Genomic DNA, 19,808 nt, shown 5'->3' on the forward strand with positions numbered 1-19,808 from the left:
CAGGCTAGTCGTCGCCCCTGACGGCTCCGCCGGTGTAGCGGGACTCCAGTTCGCGGAAACCCTCGAGCGCGTCCACGGCGCGTTCCCCGTCGCGCGCCTGGATGGCGACGACGGGCACGTACTCGTCGAACGGCAGTTCGAGGCGGGCCCAGGGGGCGCCCTGGTCGAAGAACAGCCCGCGCACGTCGGTCCACGGGATGTGTCGTTCGGCGACCACGTTGCGGACGGAGACGCCGTCGGCACCCGCCCGCAGCCGTGGGCGGGTGAACAGCAGGACGCCTCCGGTGAGCACGACACCGATGGCGAGGATCGCGATCTGGTCGACGACCCGCAGGTTCACGCCGGTGTCGCCGCCCCCGCGGAGCACGAGCGCCGCGAAGATGTGGATGGCCATGACGACGACCGCCGCCACGACGACCCAGCGCCGCATCTTCTCCGGGCGTACCTCGAGATCCCAGCCGGTCTCGTCGCGGGTCAACGCGCCGCCTTCCGCAGCCGCCGCAGGGTCACGGCGGTGTCGAGCGCGGCCGCGCAGGCCTGGCCGCCCTTGTCTTCCGCGGAGCCGGGCAGACCGGCGCGGTCGCGGGCCTGCTGTTCGGTGTCGGTGGTGAGAACACCGTTGCCCACGGGGGTGCCCTCGTCGAGCGCGATCCTGGTGAGGCCGTAGGTCACGGCGTCGCACACGTACTCGAAGTGCGGTGTGCCGCCGCGGATCACCACGCCGAGCGCGACGACCGCGTCGTGGGTGCGGGCGAGCTGCTGCGCGACGACGGGAAGCTCGATCGCTCCGGCGACCCGCTCGAGGGTGACGTCGGTGACACCCGCCTGCTCGGCGACACGCTGTGCGCCGGCGATGAGGGCGTCGGAGATCTCGGTGTGCCAGCTGCCGGCGACGATCGCAAGGCTCAGCCCTGCGGCGTCGGCGAGCTGCAGGTCGGGCAGGCCTTCGCCGCTCATCAGGCGTCTCCCTCGTCGAACTCGTCGAGACCGATCAGGTCGTGGCCCATGCGATCGCGCTTCGTGCGCAGGTACGAGATGTTCTCGCGGTTCGCGCGCAACGGCATCGGGACACGTTCGGTGATCTGCAGGCCGTAGCCGTCGAGACCGACGCGCTTGGCCGGGTTGTTGGTCAGCAGCCGCATCGACGAGATACCGAGGTCGACGAGGATCTGAGCGCCGATGCCGTAGTCGCGGGCGTCGGCGGGCAGGCCGAGTTGCAGGTTGGCGTCGACGGTATCGGAGCCGGAGTCCTGCAGCTGGTAAGCCTGCAGCTTGTGCATCAGGCCGATGCCGCGTCCCTCGTGGCCACGCATGTAGAGCACGACGCCGCGGCCTTCCTCGGCCACCATCTCGAGGGCGGCGTCGAGCTGCGGACCGCAGTCGCAGCGCAGCGACCCGAAGACGTCGCCGGTCAGGCATTCGGAGTGCACACGCACGAGCACGTCGGAGCCGTCGCCGTCCGGGCCGGCGATGTCGCCGCGGACGAGCGCGACGTGTTCGACGTCGTCGTAGATGCTCTGGTAGCCGACGGCCGTGAAGTCGCCGTGCCGGGTGGGGATGCGGGCCTCGGCGACGCGCACGACGTGCTTCTCGTGCTTGCGGCGCCACGCGATGAGATCCGCGATCGAGATCAGGGCGAGTTCGTGTTCGTCGGCGAAGACCCGCAGTTCGTCGGTGCGCGCCATCTCGCCTTCGTCCTTCTGCGAGACGATCTCGCAGATGACGCCGGCCGGTCGCAGGTCGGCCATGCGCGCGAGGTCGACGGCGGCCTCGGTGTGCCCGGGCCGGCGCAGGACGCCGCCCTCCTTGGCGCGCAGCGGCACCACGTGACCGGGACGCGTGAAGTCCTGGGCGGTGGAGTTCGGGTCGGCGAGCAGCCGCATGGTGGCGGCGCGGTCGGACGCGGAGATACCTGTGCCGATGCCTTCCCTCGCGTCGACGGTGACCGTGTAGGCGGTGCCGTGCTTGTCCTGGTTGACGCTGTACATGGGAGGCAGCCCGAGACGGTCGCAGTCCTCGCCGTCCAGGGGCACGCACAGGTACCCGGACGTGTAGCGGACCATGAACGCCACGAGTTCCGGCGTTGCCTTCTCCGCGGCGAAGATGAGGTCGCCCTCGTTTTCACGGTCTTCGTCGTCGACCACGACGACCGCCTTACCGGCGGCGATGTCGGCGACCGCGCGCTCGATGGTGTCGAACCTCGTCACTTCCCTGGACTCCAACTCTCGTATCCGGACGACTCGTGCTCCGCGTCCACTGTCGATCTCCACAGTACGACGCGTCAGCGCGCGTTCTGCAGGCGCTCCACGTACTTGGCGATCACGTCGACCTCGAGGTTGACGAGGGTGCCCGGCTCGGCGGTGCCGAGCGTCGTCAGCGACAGGGTGGTCGGAATGAGCGAGATCTCGAACCACTCCTGTCCGCGTTCCCCTCCGAGACCCGAGACCGTCAACGAGACACCGTCGACGGTGATCGATCCCTTTTCGACGACGTAGCGGGAGATTTCGGCCGGGAGCGAGATGCGCACCACAGTCCAGTTCTCCGAGGGTGTGCGGGAGACGACGGCTCCGGTGGCGTCGACGTGGCCCTGCACGAGGTGGCCGCCGAGGCGACTGTTCAGCGCGGCGGCGCGTTCGAGGTTGACGGAGCTGCCGAGCGTGAGCTGTCCGAGCGACGACCGGTTCAGCGTCTCCTGCATTACATCGGCGGTGAAGGACCCGCCGTCGAGGACGTCGACGACCGTCAGGCACACCCCGTTGACCGCGATCGAATCGCCGTGCTCGGCGTCGGAGGTGACCAGCGGTCCGCGCACGGTGAAGCGTGCCGAGTCGGCGAGGTCCTCCTTCGCGACGATCTCACCGAGTTCCTCGACTATGCCGGTGAACATGTTCCGCTCCTTAGCTCCCGATCCGCGACCGGGTCCGATTCGGTTGTCCCGGTCCGGGACGAGTGTCGGTTGTCCCGGTCCGGGACGAGTGTCAACAGAATGTCCGAGCCGACGGTCTCGACCCGTTCCCGGCGGAACCGTAGCGCGTCGGAGATCGTGCCCACCCCGGCGTCCTCGACGGCGGCCTCGCCGGCTCCGAGCACGACGGGCGCCAGGTATGCCTGGATGCGGTCGACGCAGCCCGCTGCGAGGAAGGCGCCCGCGAGCCGGGGGCCGCCTTCGAGCAGCACGTCGGGTCGGTCGCCGAGCGCGTCGAGCACCTCCCCGATGTCGTGGGTGCGCAACACCAGCGTCGGCGCCGCGTCATCGAGAACTCTTGCGGAGGTGGGGATCTCACGCATACCGATAACGACCCTCAGCGGCTGGTGCGGCGCGAGTTCGCCGTCGGGCAGACGGGCGGTCAACCACGGGTCGTCGGTGAGGACGGTGCCGGTTCCGACGATGATGGCGTCGAGCCGGCTGCGCTGGTCGTGCACGCGCGCACGCGACTCGGGACCGGAGATCCACTTGCTCGTGCCGTCGGCGGCCGCGCTGCGACCGTCCATCGACGCGGCGTACTTCCACGTCACGTGCGGCCGGCCGGTGTGTTGCCGGTGCAGCCATGCCCGCAGCGGGCCGCGGGCGACGGTCTCGGCACCGAGACCGGGATGCACCGTGATGCCCGCGGCGCGGAGGGTGTCGGCGCCTCCCCCGGCGACGGGATTCGGATCGGCGACGGAGTAGTACACCGTCGCGATCCCCGCCTCGATGAGGGCCTGCGCGCACGGGCCGGTGCGGCCGGTGTGGTTGCACGGTTCGAGGGTGACGACGGCGGTTCCGCCGCGCGCGCGTTCGCCCGCGGCCTCGAGTGCCCGGACCTCCGCGTGTGGACCGCCGGGTGGTGCGGTGGCCCCGACACCTGCCACCGCGCCGTCCGTGTCGAGGATCACCGCTCCGACAGGCGGGTTGGGGCTGGTCGTGCCCCGCACGGCCTCCGAGGCGTCGAGCGCGAACTGGAGGGCTTCGGCGATCTCGGGTGCGGTCACGGCGCGAGCGTCAGGTGCGGGGACGCAGCCCCGGCCTGCGCCCGCAGTTTGCGGACCGCCTCACCGGGATCGGCGGCGCCGTAGACGGCGGACCCGGCGACGAAGCAGTCCACACCGGCTTCCGCGGCGGCCTCGATGGTGTCGGTGTTGATGCCACCGTCGATCTCGACGAGCAGACGCAGTTCACCCGAGTCGACCAGGCGACGCACCTGACGGGCCTTGTCGAGGACGTCCGGGATGAAGGACTGACCACCGAAGCCCGGCTCGACACTCATCACGAGCAGCGTGTCGAACTCCTTCAGGATCCCGAGATAGGGCTCGATGGGGGTGCCGGGCTTGACGGACAGCCCGGCCTTGCCGCCGGCCGCGCGGATGTCGCGGGCCACGGCGACCGGGTCGTCGGTCGCCTCCGCGTGGAAGGTGACGTTGTGGGCACCGGCTTCGGCGTAGGGCGGAGCCCATCGACCGGGGTTCTCGATCATCAGGTGACAATCGAGCGGGATGTCGGTCGCCTTCAGCAGCGACTCGACGACCGGGAGACCGAGCGTCAGGTTCGGAACGAAATGGGCGTCCATGACGTCGACGTGGAGCCAGTCGGCACCGGCGACGGCCTGCGCCTCGTCGGCGAGACGAGCGAAATCCGCGGACAGGATGGACGGAGCGATCATCGGGTGGGCCACAACCGACGAGTCTAGTCGGCGCCCTCCACCGGGTCGGACCTGCGTCGCACGCGCCGCACGCAGCCGAACCCGGCCGGGAATCTCCGATCTCGGGCGCATTGGTGCCACCAAGTGGCCGCAATACCCGGAAGGCTGGCAGTCACCTACGAACTCGAGGATCATCGTGACCGATCTCCATCACCGCGAATCCCTCCCTCCCCGTCCGGACGGATCGAACACCGTCGACACCTTCCTGATCTCCGACGGAGCAACCGAACTCGTCGACTTCCTCGTCGCCGTCTTCGAGGCCGAGGAGGTGCCCGAAGCGCGCACCCTCGACCACGACGGGCTCCTCCTCCACTCGGAGGTGCGGGTCGGCGACTCCGTGCTCGTGGTCGCCGACCGGAAACCAGACTGGCCCTTCACCCCCGCCTTCGTACGGGTCCACGTGCACGACGTCGATGCCGTCCTCGAACGCGCCACGCAGCACGGCGCGGCGATTGTCACACGGCCTACGGACTTCTTCGGCGATGTCCTCGCCCGGTTCTCGGATCCGTCCGGCAATCTCTGGTGGATCCAGCGGCACGATCCCGGCGCCGACACATCCGCGTGGACGGACGATGCGGCAGCGGACGAGTCGGCGGACTGGTCGCACATCGCGAGTCCGGAACTCGGGTACATCCACTCGACACTCACCGAAGCCGTTCGTACCCTGCGGGATCCACGGTCTCGCGCGGTGTGACCGGCGGTCGCCGGACCGGCGCCGCGGGTCGTCAGACCAGGCGGGCGAGGGCGTCGAAACGATCGATGTCCTCGCGGTGGCAGACGTGGCTTCCGGCGGTGAGCAGTGCCGCGGTGCCGCAGGCGATCCCGAGAGCAAGCGCGTCCCGCAACGATCGTTCCTGCAGCAGTCCGACGACGAGTCCGGCGACCATGCTGTCGCCGGCGCCGACGGCGCTGCGCACCTTGGCCGCCAGGGCCGGCACCCGCACGGCCTCGTCGGCGGTCACCATGATCGCCCCGTCTGCGCCGAGCGAGACGACCACGATCTCCGTGACACCGGAGGTGACGAGTTCGCGCGCGGCCGCGATCTGCTCGTCGTCGGTGGCCAGCTCCCGCCCGGTCCACTCGCACAACTCGTCCAGGCTCGGTTTGACGAGGTAGACACCCGAATCGATGCTGGTCAGCGCATCGCCCGACGAGTCGAGGACGAACCGCGCGCCGGCCTCGTGCGCCGCCGCCGCGATGCGTCGGACGAAGGTGCCGGGTACACCGGGCGGGAAGCTGCCGCTCGCCACCACGTACTTCGCGCCTTCGGCGACCTTCTCGAGTGTCGCGAGGCAGCGTTCCTGCTCCTCGTCCGTCAGCTCGGGACCGGGTGTGACGAAACGGTATTCCTGACCGCTGCGACGGTCGATCGCCGTGAAGCACTCTCGGGTGGACCCGGTGATCGGGACGATGTGTTCCTCGACGTCGTCGTCGTCGAGCAGACCGCTCATCTGTTCACCTCGCGCACCACCGGCCGGATAGACGGCGGCGGCCGAGGCACCGAGCACGCGCGCGACCTTCGCGACGTTCACTCCTCCCCCGCCGGCGTCGTAGAACGGTTCGTCGCAGCGGAGCTTGCGGGTGGGCACCACCGCGTCGGTGAAGGTCGTGACGTCGAGTGCCGGGTTCATGGTCAGGGTGACGATCTCGGGCATGACCGGAACCCTATTCGGCCCCGGCCGGCCGCGCGCGGAACTGCATCACGCCGCCGCCCGGTGCTTGCGCTTCTTCGCCCGGCCCTTGCTGCGACTCGCCACGGCGGAGCCGAGCATCAGCAGACGCATGGACCGCGCGGCGGCGTCGACGAGCAGGTCGTGACCGTTGGCGACGGCGTCCTCGAGGCGCATCGGGACGGGGATGATCGACGCGATCGCGCCGATTCCGACGTCGTGGACGTCGCGCGCCCCCTCGCCGAGCGACCCGGCGATGGCGAGCACCGGCACCCCGGCGCGCTGGGCGCGGCGGGCGACCTCCGCGGGCACCTTGCCGCGCGGGGTCTGGACGTCGATGCTGCCTTCGGCGGTGATGATCAGATCGGCGCGCGCGATCAGGGAGTCGAGATCGATACCGGACAGGCCGCTGTCGAGCAGCACGTCGAACCGGGAGGCGATCCGGGCGCCGATGCCCGCGGCCAGACCGGCACCGAGGCCGCCTGAGGCGCCGGTGCCCGCCCCGAACCGCACATCCAGCCCGTGTGCCCGCCCGTCCCGTTCGAGCACCTTCGCCCAGCGCTCCAGAGCGGCGGACAGCTCCTCGACCTGCGCGGGTGTCGCGCCCTTCTGCGGGCCGAAGACCCGAGCGACACCGGTCGGCCCACACAGGACGTTGTGGACGTTGCAGGCCAGGACGATCTCGGTGTCGGCGAGCGCCGGGTGCAGATCGTCGAGATCGAGACGCGCGGCGCGCGCGAGGTGCCGTCCCCCGTCGGGCAGTTCGTGGCTGTCGGCGTCGAGGATCCGGGCGCCGAGTGCTCGCAGTGCCCCGGCTCCGCCGTCGCTGGTGCCCGAGTCGCCGCAGCCGATGACGATGCGGCGGATGCCGTCGTCGAGTGCCGCGGCAACGAGTTCACCGACCCCGCGGGTGGTGGTGGCACCGGGATCACGGCGATCGGTGGGCACGAGACGAAGGCCGGCGGCCGAGGCCATCTCGACGACCGCCGTCCCGCGGGTGACACCACCGAGACGCGCCCAGCTCGCCCGCACCGGCTCGCCGACGGGACCGGTCACGGTGACCGAGACGAGCGTGCCGCCGGTGGCCTCGGCAAGGATCTCGGCGGTGCCCTCCCCACCGTCCGGAACAGGCACGAGGTCGACGGCGGCGCACGGCAGAGCCCGGCGGACTCCCGCACCGATCGCAGCGGCGACGCTGCGCGCATCGAGACTCTCCTTGAAACCGCTGGGTGCGACGAGCACGCGATGAGGAACCTTCAAAGCCATGACGACTCCGATCGTGAAACGGGACAGACCGTGGAACGGGACAACGGGGGAGGGAACAGGGATCAGACGAACAGCGACAGGCCGAGCAGCGGCCAGACGAACCACGCGAACAACAGGACCAGCGCGGCGAGGAGCGGGCCGAGCCGCGCTGCCAGGCGCAACAGGTCGGAGGTCGAGTAGGTGGATGTGCCGGGCACGTCCGCGAACAGCGTCACGGGCTTGGCCGACGACGGCAGGGTGTGGCAGAAGCCTGCGGCGGCCGTCGAGACGAAGGCCGCGGCGAGCGGATCGACACCTGCGCTCGGGGCGAGTGCCACCACGACGGGAACGAGAACGGCGGAACGGGCCGAGCGCGACTGGATGACCAGGTGCGCCGCAGCGGAGATCACGACCACGACGACCACGAACAACGGACCGGCACCCTCTCCGCGCGAGGTGAGCGGGCCGAAAGCCGTCGATGCGAGCCAGTCCGCCGCGCCGCTCGTCGTCAGCGCGGTACCGATCGACAGCGTTGCCGCCATGAACAGCAGCAGAGGCCACGGCACGGTCTTCAGCGCAGGCGCGAGACGCACGGAGCCGTACCGCGGGGAGGTCGCGACGAGCGCACCGAGCAGCGCCACCACCGTCGGGTGGATGCCGTGTACGGGTTCGGTGCACCACAGCACCATCACCACGACCAGCAGAAGGGCGGCGCGGGATTCGGCGACGAAGAGCGGCCCGCAGACCGGGGTGTCGGCCTGCGCGCCGATGTCGGCGGCGGTGACGGTGAGGCGTCCGCGCCGATCGTCGGTGGAGGTGAACAGCAGCAGCACCAGTTCGGCGGCGGCGTGCGACGAGACGATCGCCAGCGGCAGGCCGAGGATCATCCAGGTCGCGAAGTCGAATCCGGTGCCGGTCGCCGTGACGAGGATCTGCGAGGTGATCAGGTGCGCACCGGCGCCGAGCAGCGACGCCACCGCCGACAGCAGGATCACCGTGGGGAAGAGCAACGCGAGTGCTCGCACCAGTCGTGGCCGGTCTGCGAGGACCGTCGCGAGCGCGACGAACACCGGGAGCACCAGTGCGGCGCGACCGGAGGTCGACGGGACCGCGAACGCGGTGACGATCAGCGCGGCCGTCACCAGGTGCACGAGCGCCCGCGGGCTGTGCGCCCCCGTCACCAGGAAGGCCGCGCCCCGCGTCGCCAAACCCGAGGACGCGACACCGGAGGCGATCACGAAAGCGGACAACAGGAGCCACACGACGTCGTCGCCGAGGGTCGCGAACAGTGCCTCCGCGTCGATGACCCCGACGACCGTGAGGGCCGCGGCAGCGCCGAGCGCCACATAGGTGTCGTCGATCCTCGTGAACACCCACAGCCAGACGGCCACGACGAACACGATCATGGTGACGGCGGCCGGAGGCGTCAGGTCGGGGTCGGTGCGCGTGAGATACACGAGGAGACCGACGGTGCCGGCGAGTATCCCGACCGCGACGATCCGGCCGGGCGTCGGGGCGGTGTGTCTGCGCGGCGGACGCTGCTGTGGCGCAACGGAGCTCGGCGGGACGGTGGCGTGGAAGGTCATCGCAACCGGTACCCCGCTCCGCGGATCGTCTCGACCCGGTCTCCCCCGATCTTGTTGCGCAGTGCGCGCACGTAGACGTCGACGACGTTGGACGCGGGATCGAAGTCGTATCCCCACACGTGCCCGAGGATCTGTTCGCGGGAGAGCACCTGCCCGCGGTGACGCAGGAAGACCTCGAACAGGGCGAACTCGCGGCTGGTGAGATCGGCGCTCTCCCCTGCGATCTCGGCGCGTCGGGCCCGCAGGTCCAGAGCCATGTCGCCGTCGCGGATCACCGCTGCCGGATCGGCAGCCGAGCTGCTGTCGCCGATGCGCAACCGGATGCGGGCGAGCAGTTCGGCGAACTGGAACGGTTTGCTCACATAGTCGTTGGCACCGCCCTCGAGCCCCGCGACGGTATCGGTGACGCTGTCTCGCGCGGTCAGCACGATCACGGGGGTCCGCACACCTTCACCGCGCAACCTCTCGAGGACGGTGAAGCCGTCCATGCGGGGCAACCCGATGTCGAGGATCACCAGATCGAAGGCGCCACTGCGAGCGAGCATCAGGGCGGTCTCGCCGTCGGTGGCGTCGGTGGTGGTGTATCCCGCTGCGCGCAGCCCCTTCTCGAGGAAGGCGGTGATGCGGGTGTCGTCTTCGGCGATGAGGATTCTGCTCACTGCGATGCGGTCCTTCGAGTCTCGGCTGTACCGGGGGAACCGGCCGTGCCGGTCGTGCCGGTCGTGCCGGTGGTTCCTGCGGGGTCTCGTAGGGGGAGGTCGATGCCGAAGGTCGCGCCGTGCCCGACCGCGCTCTCGACCCAAGCCGAGCCGTGGTGCGCGTCGGCGATGGCGCGGACGATGGCGAGTCCGAGACCCGCCCCGCCTCGTTCGGCGGCGGGTCCGTGCCGGTCACCGGGGACGGTGCGTCCGCGGCGGAAGCGTTCGAAGATGCGTGCCGCGTCGTCCGGAGCGACCCCGGGTCCGGTGTCCCGGACCCAGATCCGGAGGTGCTCGGTGCCGTCGTGCTCGACGAAGACGGATCCGAGCTGGATGACGTCCCCAGGGTGGGTGTGCGTGACAGCATTGGTCGCGTACTGCAGCACGGCCTGGGTGACGCGTTGGGCGTCGATGTCGGCCATGCCCTCGGCGATCTCCATGAGCTGCCAGTCGCGGGTGCCGAGCATCTGCGCCTTGGCCTCGACGTCGAGCATGAGGTCGGTGACGTCGACCGGTCGTCGCTGCACGAAGTCGGGGCGCTCGGCCTTGGCGAGGACGAGCAGGTCGGTGACGATCCGCGCCATCCGGTCGAGTTCGTCCTCGACGAGCCGGATCGTCTCCTCGCGCGTCGCGTCGTCGGCGTGACCGAGATCCATGAGTTCGAGGTGCCCGCGGATCACGGTGATCGGTGTCCGCAGTTCGTGGCCGGCGTCGTCGACGAACTGCTGCTGCGTGGTGTAGGCCTGTTCGAGGCGGTCGAGCATCGAGTTGAAGGTCTGTGCCAGTGCGGCGATGTCGTCGCGTCCGTGCACGGGCACCCGACTCGTCAGATCCTTCTCGCCGATGGCGGCGGCCACCTCGCGCACCTGGCGGATCGGGGCGAGGATCTGTCCCGCGACCAGCCAGCCGATGATCGCCGTGAGACCGAGGCCGCCGATCGCGACCAGTCCGATGGTGCGGGCGGTGTCGGCGACCTTCGCGCGCTGCTCGGCGGTGAACACGGCGACGATCAGCGCGCCCCGGTCGTCGCCGGAGGTGACGTCGGCGCGGGCCCAGCGCATCTGTCCACCGTCCACCTCGTGGACGCCCGAGCCGGTGGGGGCGTTGAGGATGCGCTCGAACATCACACCGTCCTCGGTGAGGTTCGCCGGCAGGTCGGGCCGGTCCACCGCGATACGGCGGTCGAAGAGCAGCGAACCGTCGACGACGCCGACGATCACCTCGCCCTCCGAGGTGTGCTGGCGGTTGAGATAGACCTCGAGCATCCGCTCCACGGAGGTGAACGGGAACGTCGTGGTGGGGTCGACGCCCTCGGCGGCGAATGCCCGGAATTCGTCGATCTCCTGAGTGATGTCGGCATTCGCATCTCGGTCGACGTGGTTGAGGAGCAGCACCCGCGCGGTGACGACGACGGCGACGAGCGCGACGGCCGTGGTCAGCAGGATCCAGCTGAGGATGCGCCACCGGGCAGGGAGAGCGGATCCGCGACCGGGGTGAGGGATGCGGAGGTGACCGGCGCGCTCCGTCCCGGCCGGCTTCCCGGACTCAGTCGTCATCGTCGTCCCAGTCGTCGTCCCAGTCGTCGTCCCACTCGACCTGAGGGGTCGGCAGGGGCTGACGCGCGACGTCGGACCAGCCCGGATCGGGAACCGGGGCCGGCACGACGGCAGGCGGGGATGTCTGCGTGCCGGGGACCGACGGTGCGGACGCCGACTCCTGCTCGGGTTCGGGTCGTACCTCGGGCGCCTCGGCCCCGGGGGACGGCGCCGCGGGCTCGGTCGTGGTCGGCACGACGGAGACGGTGACCGATGCATCACCGATCTCGGGGGAGCCCGCCGGTCGTGTCAGGGCCTGGCTCCCCCACGCGAGGGCCGCCGGGATCAGCAGCAGCGCTGCGATCACGAGCATGCGTTTCATCACCGGCATGGAGAACAGCATCCTGCACCGGAGTGAATCGATCGTGAAGACCGGATGAGAAGACTTTCATCTTCCCCGGCGCCGGACACGACGATCCGTGTCCGGCGGTCGCGATCAGCGCTCGGGTTTACGCAGCGCAGCCATGAACATGGCGTCGGTGCCGTGGCGGTGCGGCCAGAGCTGGACTCCCGGCCCCTCCCCGACCTGCGGCACGCCGGGGACGAGTTCGCGGGTGTCGAGCTGTTCGACACCGTGGCGGCGCACCGCGTCGGACACGACGGCGACGGTCTCCGAGACGTGCGGTGAACACGTCGAGTAGAGCACCACACCACCGGGACGCAGCAGTCCGATCGCCGATGCGAGCAGTTCCTTCTGCAGCCGCACGAGTTCGGCGACGTCGCCGGGTTGCCGTCGCCACCGCGCCTCGGGACGCCGACGCAACGCGCCGAGACCCGTGCAGGGTGCGTCCACGAGGATCCGGTCGTAGCCCGGTTCGAGTCCGGGCTCGCGCCCGTCGGCGATGTGCACGGTCACCGGCAGGTCGCGGGCGGTCTTGCGGACGAGTTCCGCGCGGTGGTCGACCGGTTCGACCGCGTCGACGGCGAACCCGTCGATCGCGGCGATGGCGCCGAGCAGCGCCGCCTTTCCGCCCGGTCCCGCGCACAGGTCGAGCCAGCGGCCCCGGTCCTCGCCGACGAGGGGTGCGAGGGTGAGGGCACGTGCGACGAGCTGGCTGCCTTCGTCCTGGACTGCGGCCATGCCTTCCCGGACGGGTTCGAGGCGGCCGGGGTCGCCGTGCTCGAGGTGCACCGCATAGGGCGACCACGGTCCGAGCTCACCGCCGGTGACGAGCGCGAGTTCCTCCGCGGTGATAACCCCGGGCCGGGCGACGAGGTGGACGATCGGGCGCGCGTCGTCGGCGGCGAGGACGTCGGCGAGTTCGGAGGCATCCGATCCGAGCGCGTGGGCGAACGCTTGCGCGATCCACAGGGGGTGCGCGTATCGGAAGGCCAGGTGACCCACCGGGTCGCGGTCCGGGTCGGGGGCGAGCAGCGTGATCCACTCCTCCTCCGAACGCTCACCCACACGACGAAGCACCGCGTTGACGAAACCTGCTCGGCCCGATCCGAATTCGGCCCGGACGAGGTCGACGCTCGTGGCGACAGCGGCGTGCGGGGCGACGCGCGTGCGCAGCAACTGGTAGGCACCCAGACGCAGTACGTCGAGCAGCGCGCCGTCGATCTCGTCGACGGGACGGTTCGCGGCGTCGGCGATCACGGCGTCCAGCAGGCCTCGCGCGCGGGCCGCGCCGTAGGTGAGCTCGGTGGCCAGGGCGGCGTCGCGCGCGTCGAGATGCCGCTCCCGGAGCAGCGACGGGAGAACGAGATTGGCGTAGGCGTCCCGTTCGCGCACGGCGCGCAGCACGTCCCGCGCGGCGACACGTGCGGGGTCGGCGGGAGGCTTCCACGGTCGGGGGGCGTGTTCGGACGCCGGATTGCGGTTCGGCTTCCCACCGCCGCTGCGTCCCCCGCGACCTGCGGGGTTCCGTCCTCCGGCATTGCGCTTGCCCCGCGGGGGCCTGCCGGATTCGCTCATCGCGCACGCACCTTCGGGTCGAGACGGGCGCCGCGCGCCCAGTCCGTGGCTGTCATCGCCTTCTTCCCGGGCGGTTGCACCGTCCCGAGCCGGACGGCAGTGGTAGCGGTACCGACGAGCACGCCGTCCTTGCGGATGTCGAGCTCACCGGGTTCGAGGGTCTCGTCGGTCACCGTCACGGGACCGATCTTCACGCGCAGGTCGCCGATCATCGTCCACGCACCCGGAGCGGGCGTGACGGCGCGAATTCGCCGGTCGACGACGTGTGCGGGGAGTGTCCACTGCACCTGGGCGGCCTCGACGGTGACCTTGGGCGCGTGCGAGACACCGTCGGCCGGCTGCGGTGCGGGCGTGAGGATGCCGTCTTCGAGGCCGTCGAGGGTGGATTCGAGCAGCGTCGCACCGACCTCGGCGAGGCGGCCGAGCAGGTCGCCGGCGGTGTCGGTGGGACGGATCGTCTCGGTGACGACGCCGTAGACCGGACCGGTGTCGAGGCCGGCCTCGAGCCGGAAGGTGCTCGCTCCGGTGATCTCGTCACCGGCAGCGATCGCCGCCTGCACGGGCGCCGCGCCGCGCCAGGCGGGCAGCAGCGAGAAATGGAGGTTCACCCATCCGTGCACAGGGATGTCCAGGACGTCCTGCGGGATCAGGGCGCCGTAGGCCACCACGGGGCAGCAGTCGGGTGCGAGTTCGGTCAGTCGCGCGACGAACTCGGGGTCGCGCGGCGAGCGCGGCGTGAGGACCTCGATGCCGTGTTCGTCGGCGATCTGCCCCACGGCGGATCGCACGACCTTCCGGCCGCGACCGGCGGTGGTGTCGGGGCGGGTTACCACCGCGACGACCTCGTGGCGTGACTCGATGAGGCGGAGCAGCGACGGGACGGCGGGTTCCGGTGTTCCCGCGAAGACCACGCGCATGTCAGAGCACCGCCGAGCAGGAGGTGGGGTGCGCTGCGTGTGGACTGTGCGGGGATGTCACGGATGCTGCTCCAGTTTTCGACGGCGATGACCTCTCACAGTCTAGGGAGTCGACGTCGTGCGACCTGCATCACCGCGCCGGGCGGTCACCTCGCGGAGGCCGGCACCGGAGAGCATGGAGCTCAGGCGTCGGAGCCCGAGTGCCCGCGCTCAGGTGTTGGACTGGAGGATCAGTTCGGGGATACCGGTGCCGAGCGCGACGGTGGTGCACTCCCCGATCGCGTACCGGTCGGGGTCGAGCGCGTGCCGCGCGAGCTGCAGCGAGAAGGGGTCGTAGACCATGTTGAAGTGGCCGGTCAGATCTTGCGGGCACAGCTCCTGGATCACGTGATTGACGGCGCCCTCACCATGGAGTGCGACATTGCCGGCGGGCTGGATGACCTCGTCGACCTCGCTACCGATGGTCGTGTAGCGCACGCCGGGCACGGTGTCGGTGGGTGTGTTGAGTTCGGTGAGCAGTTCCGACCCCTGAAGCTGCTGCACGAGGGCGACGGAGAACTCGCCCTCGACGATGTCGGTCGCTCCGGGCAGCGCGGCGACGGCGGCCCCGATGCCGTAGAAGGTGCCTCCGTAGCTCGGCGACGCGATCCCCACCCACCGGTCGACGACCTCGCCACCCCCGAGTTCGTTGATGTAGTAGCGGGCCACCGTGGCTCCCTGTGAGTAGCCGACGACGTCGACCTCCTCCGCACCGGTCGCGTCGAGGACCTCGGTGACGAACTCACCGAACTGTGCTGCGGAGACGCGGATGTCGCCCGTGCCGTAATCCTCGGCACCGTCGGCGAACCCGTAGTTCAGGGCGAATACGCACCAGCCTGACGCGGCGAGCAGCGGCGAGAGCGCAGCGAAGTCGGAGTAGGCGTTGGAATCGGTGCCGTGCGCGAGCACCACCGGATGAGGGCGCTCCTCGGACGGCACGCATGCGAAGTCGTTGCTACCGGCGGGGGCGACATCGGGGTTGTTCTCGGCGTATTCGGCCGCTTCGGCGTGCCCGGTGGCCACCGGTCCCGCCGGGACGGGCACGCTGCTGTACGACCCTTCCCCGAGACCGAGGATCGGTCCGTCGTCGGACGGGAGCGGCTGCGCCGCCGCTGCGCCCACAGTCAGTGCCGCTGCACCCACAGTCAGCATCGCGACGACACACGCTCCGACGACACCACCGACACTCCGCCCGGCACCCATTCGTCCGCCCTCTCCTCCTGCGCCTCCCCGGCACCTACGGAAGTAGATCGGTCACAATCACCGGCTCCGTTACTGTGACAAATAATATCCCCGGCAACGCGTGTGGCTGTCGTCCGTATGTACGGCAGCAGCCGGCGGGTCTTGCTCTCGGTCCATGCCGGATCGACACTGGGAACAGCCTCCGTCGACGGACACTCCACCGATCCCGACGGATCCGCCGATACCCGAATCATGGGAATCGCGCACTCCGCCCTCCGCCGCGACCTCCTCCGCATGAGGTCGCCACCTCGACGAAGACATGGCAGCAGACCCACCGAGTGGCTCTCGCCCACCACGTGTTGTGGATGATGGATTTCCTTCACCATCACCACTGGTCCGCGGACCGTGGGCTCTATCCCCGTGGTGCAATGCAATCCCGACGCGGCACCGCTCGTGGAGAGGATGAACGCCGACCACCGCACCATCGAGCCTGCGATCGCCCCAGTCGAGGAGGCGGCACGCGATCTCCGCGCCGACCACCCCGGCTCCGGCGAAGCACTCGGTGCAGCACTGTCCCGCTTGTCCGAGGTTCTGCTCCCCCATCTCGAACGTGAGGAGCGGGAGATGATGACACTGGTCCCGACCAGCATCACCGACGCGCAGTGGCGCGCGTGGGACCAGGAGTTCAGTATCGAGCCGAAGGGGATGCAGCAGCTCGGCAAGGAAGGGAACTGGCTCATCGACGGTCTCGACGACTCCTCGCGCGATCACGTCGTGCACCTCGTGCCGCCCGTACCGCGTTTCGTCCTGCTGCGCATCCTGGACATTCGACATCGCCACGACTTCGCGGCGCTGTGGAAGGGTACGGACGCCGCATCCATTCCGTCGCAACCGATTCCGAAAGCGGCCTAGGCCGGCAGCGGAGATCCGCGCCCCCTCCGCGGCCGGGTCAGCCGATACGCGGCGGATCCACCTGAACCCGCAGCGGACCGTCCGCGCGACGCGCCGTGCGGGTGGCCTGGGCGTCGCGCAGGGCGCGACCGAGTGCGCGACCGCGCTCGCGTGCGACCCGCACGATCATCCGGTGCACGTCCTCCGGTTCGGGTCCTTCGGATCCGAACGGCAGTCGTTGCCCCGGCGGGAGCGGCACGGGCCCGAGCACCTCGGCTCCCTCGGGCAGGTGTGTGGCCTCGAGCAGTTCGGCGACCGCCGCGGACGACCCGTCGATCGCGGCCATGTGGACCGCGGGCGGGAAACCGACCTCGGCTCGTTCGGAGACCTCGGACTGGGCGTGTCCCACGGGATCCCAACGCACGAGCGCCTGCACGGTGGGGATCCCGGAATCGGCGACGACCACGACCTGTCCCCCGTCGGCGAACGACCGTACGAGCGCCGATGCGGTGAGCCAGCGGCGCATCGTCTCCTCGGTGGCGCGCAGATCGGCACGGCCGAGCAGGGCCCACCCGTCCAGGAGCAGCGCCGCCCCGTAACCGCCCTCGGCGACGGGTTCGGCGCCCACGGTGGAGACGACGAGCGACGCCGAACCGGGCACGGTGTGCTTGACGTCGTTGCCGCCGGAGGTCACGACCGGCACGCCCGGAAAGGCGCGGCCCAGTTCTTCGGCGGTGCGGGCCGCCCCGACCACCACGGCCCGCAACGAGCGCGCACCGCACGCGTGGCAGCGGTGACGCGCATCGGCGACACCGCACCAGCGGCATGCCGGGATCGCGGCACCGTCGGGACCGGCCGCCGTGGGCAGTGCGAGCGGGCCGTTGCAGTGCCGGCAGCGGGCGGGTGCCCGGCACTTTCCGCACGCGAGCGCGGGCACGTATCCGCGCCGCGGTACCTGCACGAGCACCGGGCGGTCGACCGCGAGAGCGGATCGGGCGGCGGCGAACGCGATGGCAGGCAGTCGCGCGGCACGCGCGGCCGGATCCCGTGCGAGTGCGTGGTCGCTGTCGGCGAGGGCCGTGACCTTCGGCGCGCACGCCCGTACGACGTCGCGGGGTGCCACGAGATCGTGTGCCCAGCCGGCCTCGACGAGCGCCTGGGTCTCCGCGGTGCGGGCGTGCCCGGCGATCACGATGGCGGCACCGACCGCGTGGGCGCGCAGAGCAGCCACTTCGCGGGCGTGCGGATACGGGGACCGTGGTTCGCAGTGCAGGTCGTCGCCGTCGTCCCACACCACGAGGAGCCCGAGATCGGGGGTCGGGGCGAAGACGGCGGCCCGGGTCCCGACGACGATGCGCGCGGATCCGCGCAGCGCCGCAAGCCAGCGTCGATACCGTTCGGCCGGTCCGAGGCCGGCGGCGAGGCCGACGACGTGATCGGCCCCGGCGACGTCTGCACACGCCTTCACGAGACGGTCGAGGTCACGCTGGTCGGGAACGACGAGCACGGCCGCCTTCCCCGAGGCGAGGGTCAGTGCGGCGAGTTCGGCGAGCCGTCGGGGCCAATCCTCACCGGGCAGCGCCTGCCAGGACGCGCGCGGGGCGCGGCCGCCGCCGAGCGCTTCGAGGAAGTTCTCGCCGTGCCGGTACCGGCCCCACGCGGCAGGATCGATCTCCGGAACAGGCGGAGGTTCCGGTGGGCGCGACGCCTCGGCTTCGACACGTGCGTGTCGCGGAGGTACCGCCAGACGCAGCACGTCGGCCCGGGTCCCGGCATAGCGGGTCGCGACTTCCTCTGCCAGAGCAGCGATCTCGGGCGTGAGGACCTGCTCGGACGAGACGACGCGGTCGAGTCGGCCGAGCTTGCCGGTGTGATCGCTCGTCGCGGCGCGTGCGAGCAGGAAACCGTCGACGAGACGTCCGGCGAAGCGGACGCGGACGCGGACGCCCGGACGGGCGTCCGCGTCCAGGTCGCGCGGGATCAGGTAGTCGAACTCCCGGTCGAGGTGCGGAACCGGTAGCAGCGGGAGAACCCGCGCAACCGGATCGACCTCGGCGGCGTCGAAATCAGCAGCCACCCGGGCCCGATCGGAATCTACAGACCGGCGGCCGCGCGCAGCTTGTCGGCGCGGTCGGTGTTCTCCCACGGCAGGTCGATGTCGGTACGGCCGAAGTGGCCGTACGCAGCGGTCTGCGCGTAGATCGGGCGCAGCAGGTCGAGGTCACGGATGATCGCTCCCGGGCGCAGGTCGAAGACCTCGCCGATGGCCTGCTGGATGCGGGCCGGGTCGGTCTTCTCGGTGCCGAAGGTCTCGACGAACAGACCCACCGGAGCAGCCTTGCCGATCGCGTAGGCGACCTGCACCTCGATGCGGTCGGCGAGACCGGCGGCGACGGCGGTCTTGGCGACCCAGCGCATCGCGTAGGCGGCCGAACGGTCGACCTTCGACGGATCCTTGCCGGAGAACGCGCCACCACCGTGGCGGGCCATGCCGCCGTAGGTGTCGACGATGATCTTGCGGCCGGTGAGGCCGGCGTCGCCCATCGGGCCGCCGAGGACGAACGATCCGGACGGGTTGACCAGCAGACGCACATCGGCCGTGTCGAGATCGGCCAGGTTCGGGTCGGCGAGTACCGCGTCGACGACGTGGGTGCGCAGATCCGGCGTGAGCAGGTTGTTCAGATCGATGTCGGCGGCGTGCTGCGTCGAGATGACGATCGTGTCGAGACGGACGGGCTTGTCGTCGGCGTACTCGATGGTGACCTGGGTCTTGCCGTCGGGACGCAGGTACGGCAGAACCCCCGACTTGCGGACCTCGGTGAGCCGGCGCGACAGGCGATGTGCGAGGGAGATCGGCAGCGGCATGAGTTCGGGCGTATCGGAGCAGGCGTAGCCGAACATCAGGCCTTGGTCGCCGGCGCCCTGGCGGGCGACCTCGTCGTCGGTGAGCACACCGCTGCGCGCCTCGTGCGAGACGTCGACGCCGCCGGCGATCTCGGGCGACTGCGCGCCGATCGCGATGTTGACACCGCAGGAGTTGCCGTCGAAGCCCTTCGACGACGAGTCGTAGCCGATCTCGAGCACCCGATCGCGGACGATCTTGGGGATGTCGGCGTATGCCGAGGTGGTGACCTCACCGACCACGTGCACCTGGCCCGTGGTGACGAGGGTTTCCACCGCTACCCGGGCACGAGGATCCTCGGTGAGGAGCGCGTCGAGAACCGAGTCGCTGATCGCGTCACAGATCTTGTCCGGATGCCCTTCGGTCACGGACTCACTGGTGAAAAGACGACCGCCGGTCTTGCTCACGAAACTCCCTCTCGACTGTGCGCCAGGCGCTGGACGGACAAACCGTATGGAGCATGCGCTCCCCGATCGGGTCGGCAGG

General features: G+C 70.5%; 19 protein-coding genes. 2 read left to right on the plus strand and 17 right to left on the minus strand.

Features of this window, described 5'->3' with window-relative positions:
- Positions 1 to 4: 4 nt before the first annotated feature.
- The 6 genes from BLV31_RS14940 to rpe form a co-directional block, all read right to left on the minus strand.
- A complete protein-coding gene (locus BLV31_RS14940; protein WP_174556287.1) occupies positions 5 to 478 on the minus strand; it encodes a PH domain-containing protein in 474 nt (157 codons plus the stop codon).
- Entirely contained in the window at positions 475 to 957 is a 483-nt protein-coding gene (gene ribH / locus BLV31_RS14945; RefSeq protein WP_006551470.1) for a 6,7-dimethyl-8-ribityllumazine synthase, read from the minus strand. The genes BLV31_RS14940 and ribH overlap by 4 nt, the downstream gene beginning before the upstream one ends.
- Positions 957 to 2,207 carry a bifunctional 3,4-dihydroxy-2-butanone-4-phosphate synthase/GTP cyclohydrolase II gene (locus BLV31_RS14950; protein WP_006551469.1) on the minus strand — a complete coding sequence of 417 codons (1,251 nt, stop codon included), beginning with the start codon at positions 2,205 to 2,207 and terminating at the stop codon, positions 957 to 959. Before BLV31_RS14950 ends, ribH begins: the two co-directional genes overlap by 1 nt.
- Before the next feature lie 74 nt (positions 2,208 to 2,281).
- The gene (locus BLV31_RS14955; protein ID WP_024100797.1) at positions 2,282 to 2,887 is read right to left on the minus strand and encodes a riboflavin synthase; all 606 of its coding nucleotides are present in this window, start codon (positions 2,885 to 2,887) and stop codon (positions 2,282 to 2,284) included.
- Positions 2,872 to 3,972: a bifunctional diaminohydroxyphosphoribosylaminopyrimidine deaminase/5-amino-6-(5-phosphoribosylamino)uracil reductase RibD gene (ribD, locus tag BLV31_RS14960; protein WP_248846179.1), complete on the minus strand. Its 1,101-nt coding sequence runs from the start codon at positions 3,970 to 3,972 to the stop codon at positions 2,872 to 2,874. The genes BLV31_RS14955 and ribD overlap by 16 nt, the downstream gene beginning before the upstream one ends.
- The gene (rpe, locus tag BLV31_RS14965; RefSeq protein ID WP_006551466.1) at positions 3,969 to 4,652 is read right to left on the minus strand and encodes a ribulose-phosphate 3-epimerase; all 684 of its coding nucleotides are present in this window, start codon (positions 4,650 to 4,652) and stop codon (positions 3,969 to 3,971) included. Before rpe ends, ribD begins: the two co-directional genes overlap by 4 nt.
- A 163-nt stretch (positions 4,653 to 4,815) precedes the next feature.
- On the opposite strand from rpe, the gene BLV31_RS14970 reads away from it, so the two are divergent.
- Positions 4,816 to 5,373 carry a VOC family protein gene (locus BLV31_RS14970; protein ID WP_064060299.1) on the plus strand — a complete coding sequence of 186 codons (558 nt, stop codon included), beginning with the start codon at positions 4,816 to 4,818 and terminating at the stop codon, positions 5,371 to 5,373.
- A 31-nt stretch (positions 5,374 to 5,404) separates the two neighbouring features.
- Here the strand turns inward: BLV31_RS14970 and BLV31_RS14975 are convergent, their stop codons facing one another.
- The 9 genes from BLV31_RS14975 to BLV31_RS15015 form a co-directional block, all read right to left on the minus strand.
- Positions 5,405 to 6,334 carry a 1-phosphofructokinase family hexose kinase gene (locus tag BLV31_RS14975; RefSeq protein ID WP_006551464.1) on the minus strand — a complete coding sequence of 310 codons (930 nt, stop codon included), beginning with the start codon at positions 6,332 to 6,334 and terminating at the stop codon, positions 5,405 to 5,407.
- Between the two features lie 45 nt (positions 6,335 to 6,379).
- The gene (locus BLV31_RS14980) at positions 6,380 to 7,615 is read right to left on the minus strand and encodes a glycerate kinase family protein (protein WP_064060298.1); all 1,236 of its coding nucleotides are present in this window, start codon (positions 7,613 to 7,615) and stop codon (positions 6,380 to 6,382) included.
- A gap of 62 nt (positions 7,616 to 7,677) precedes the next feature.
- Entirely contained in the window at positions 7,678 to 9,180 is a 1,503-nt protein-coding gene (locus tag BLV31_RS14985; RefSeq protein WP_064060297.1) for an SLC13 family permease, read from the minus strand.
- Positions 9,177 to 9,839, minus strand: a complete 663-nt coding sequence (locus BLV31_RS14990) for a response regulator transcription factor (RefSeq protein ID WP_006551461.1) — start codon at positions 9,837 to 9,839, stop codon at positions 9,177 to 9,179. The genes BLV31_RS14985 and BLV31_RS14990 overlap by 4 nt, the downstream gene beginning before the upstream one ends.
- Complete coding sequence (locus BLV31_RS14995) at positions 9,836 to 11,434, minus strand: sensor histidine kinase (protein ID WP_064060296.1); 1,599 nt, start codon at positions 11,432 to 11,434, stop codon at positions 9,836 to 9,838. The genes BLV31_RS14990 and BLV31_RS14995 overlap by 4 nt, the downstream gene beginning before the upstream one ends.
- Complete coding sequence (locus BLV31_RS15000; protein ID WP_248846178.1) at positions 11,424 to 11,804, minus strand: hypothetical protein; 381 nt, start codon at positions 11,802 to 11,804, stop codon at positions 11,424 to 11,426. Before BLV31_RS15000 ends, BLV31_RS14995 begins: the two co-directional genes overlap by 11 nt.
- 105 nt (positions 11,805 to 11,909) lie before the next feature.
- Complete coding sequence (locus BLV31_RS15005) at positions 11,910 to 13,391, minus strand: RsmB/NOP family class I SAM-dependent RNA methyltransferase (protein WP_006551458.1); 1,482 nt, start codon at positions 13,389 to 13,391, stop codon at positions 11,910 to 11,912.
- On the minus strand, positions 13,388 to 14,308 hold the full coding sequence (fmt, locus tag BLV31_RS15010; protein ID WP_024100791.1) for a methionyl-tRNA formyltransferase: 921 nt from the start codon (positions 14,306 to 14,308) through the stop codon (positions 13,388 to 13,390). Before fmt ends, BLV31_RS15005 begins: the two co-directional genes overlap by 4 nt.
- Positions 14,309 to 14,518: 210 nt before the next feature.
- Positions 14,519 to 15,550 carry an esterase/lipase family protein gene (locus tag BLV31_RS15015; protein WP_006551456.1) on the minus strand — a complete coding sequence of 344 codons (1,032 nt, stop codon included), beginning with the start codon at positions 15,548 to 15,550 and terminating at the stop codon, positions 14,519 to 14,521.
- 402 nt (positions 15,551 to 15,952) lie between these two features.
- On the opposite strand from BLV31_RS15015, the gene BLV31_RS15020 reads away from it, so the two are divergent.
- On the plus strand, positions 15,953 to 16,441 hold the full coding sequence (locus BLV31_RS15020; RefSeq protein WP_255312746.1) for a hemerythrin domain-containing protein: 489 nt from the start codon (positions 15,953 to 15,955) through the stop codon (positions 16,439 to 16,441).
- A gap of 37 nt (positions 16,442 to 16,478) precedes the next feature.
- On the opposite strand, the gene BLV31_RS15025 is transcribed toward BLV31_RS15020, so the two are convergent.
- On the minus strand, positions 16,479 to 18,497 hold the full coding sequence (locus BLV31_RS15025; RefSeq protein ID WP_064060293.1) for a primosomal protein N': 2,019 nt from the start codon (positions 18,495 to 18,497) through the stop codon (positions 16,479 to 16,481).
- A gap of 17 nt (positions 18,498 to 18,514) precedes the next feature.
- Positions 18,515 to 19,729, minus strand: coding sequence for a methionine adenosyltransferase (gene metK, locus BLV31_RS15030; protein ID WP_064060292.1), 1,215 nt, complete (start codon positions 19,727 to 19,729; stop codon positions 18,515 to 18,517).
- Positions 19,730 to 19,808 lie beyond the last annotated feature (79 nt).

The sequence above is a fragment of the Rhodococcus pyridinivorans genome (assembly GCF_900105195.1).
GTDB lineage: Bacteria > Actinomycetota > Actinomycetes > Mycobacteriales > Mycobacteriaceae > Rhodococcus > Rhodococcus pyridinivorans.

What these genes read in the sequence shown, in the direction of transcription:
- BLV31_RS14995 (WP_064060296.1), bottom strand. Translation starts at nt 11,434, where the DNA reads ATGACGACTGAGTCCGGGAAGCCGGCCGGGACGGAGCGCGCCGGTCAC.
- BLV31_RS14955 (WP_024100797.1), bottom strand. Translation starts at nt 2,887, where the DNA reads ATGTTCACCGGCATAGTCGAGGAACTCGGTGAGATCGTCGCGAAGGAG.
- BLV31_RS14980 (WP_064060298.1), bottom strand. Translation starts at nt 7,615, where the DNA reads ATGGCTTTGAAGGTTCCTCATCGCGTGCTCGTCGCACCCAGCGGTTTC.
- BLV31_RS15005 (WP_006551458.1), bottom strand. Translation starts at nt 13,391, where the DNA reads ATGAGCGAATCCGGCAGGCCCCCGCGGGGCAAGCGCAATGCCGGAGGA.
- fmt (WP_024100791.1), bottom strand. Translation starts at nt 14,308, where the DNA reads ATGCGCGTGGTCTTCGCGGGAACACCGGAACCCGCCGTCCCGTCGCTG.
- BLV31_RS15000 (WP_248846178.1), bottom strand. Translation starts at nt 11,804, where the DNA reads ATGCCGGTGATGAAACGCATGCTCGTGATCGCAGCGCTGCTGCTGATC.
- BLV31_RS14985 (WP_064060297.1), bottom strand. Translation starts at nt 9,180, where the DNA reads ATGACCTTCCACGCCACCGTCCCGCCGAGCTCCGTTGCGCCACAGCAG.
- BLV31_RS15015 (WP_006551456.1), bottom strand. Translation starts at nt 15,550, where the DNA reads ATGGGTGCCGGGCGGAGTGTCGGTGGTGTCGTCGGAGCGTGTGTCGTC.
- ribH (WP_006551470.1), bottom strand. Translation starts at nt 957, where the DNA reads ATGAGCGGCGAAGGCCTGCCCGACCTGCAGCTCGCCGACGCCGCAGGG.
- BLV31_RS14975 (WP_006551464.1), bottom strand. Translation starts at nt 6,334, where the DNA reads ATGCCCGAGATCGTCACCCTGACCATGAACCCGGCACTCGACGTCACG.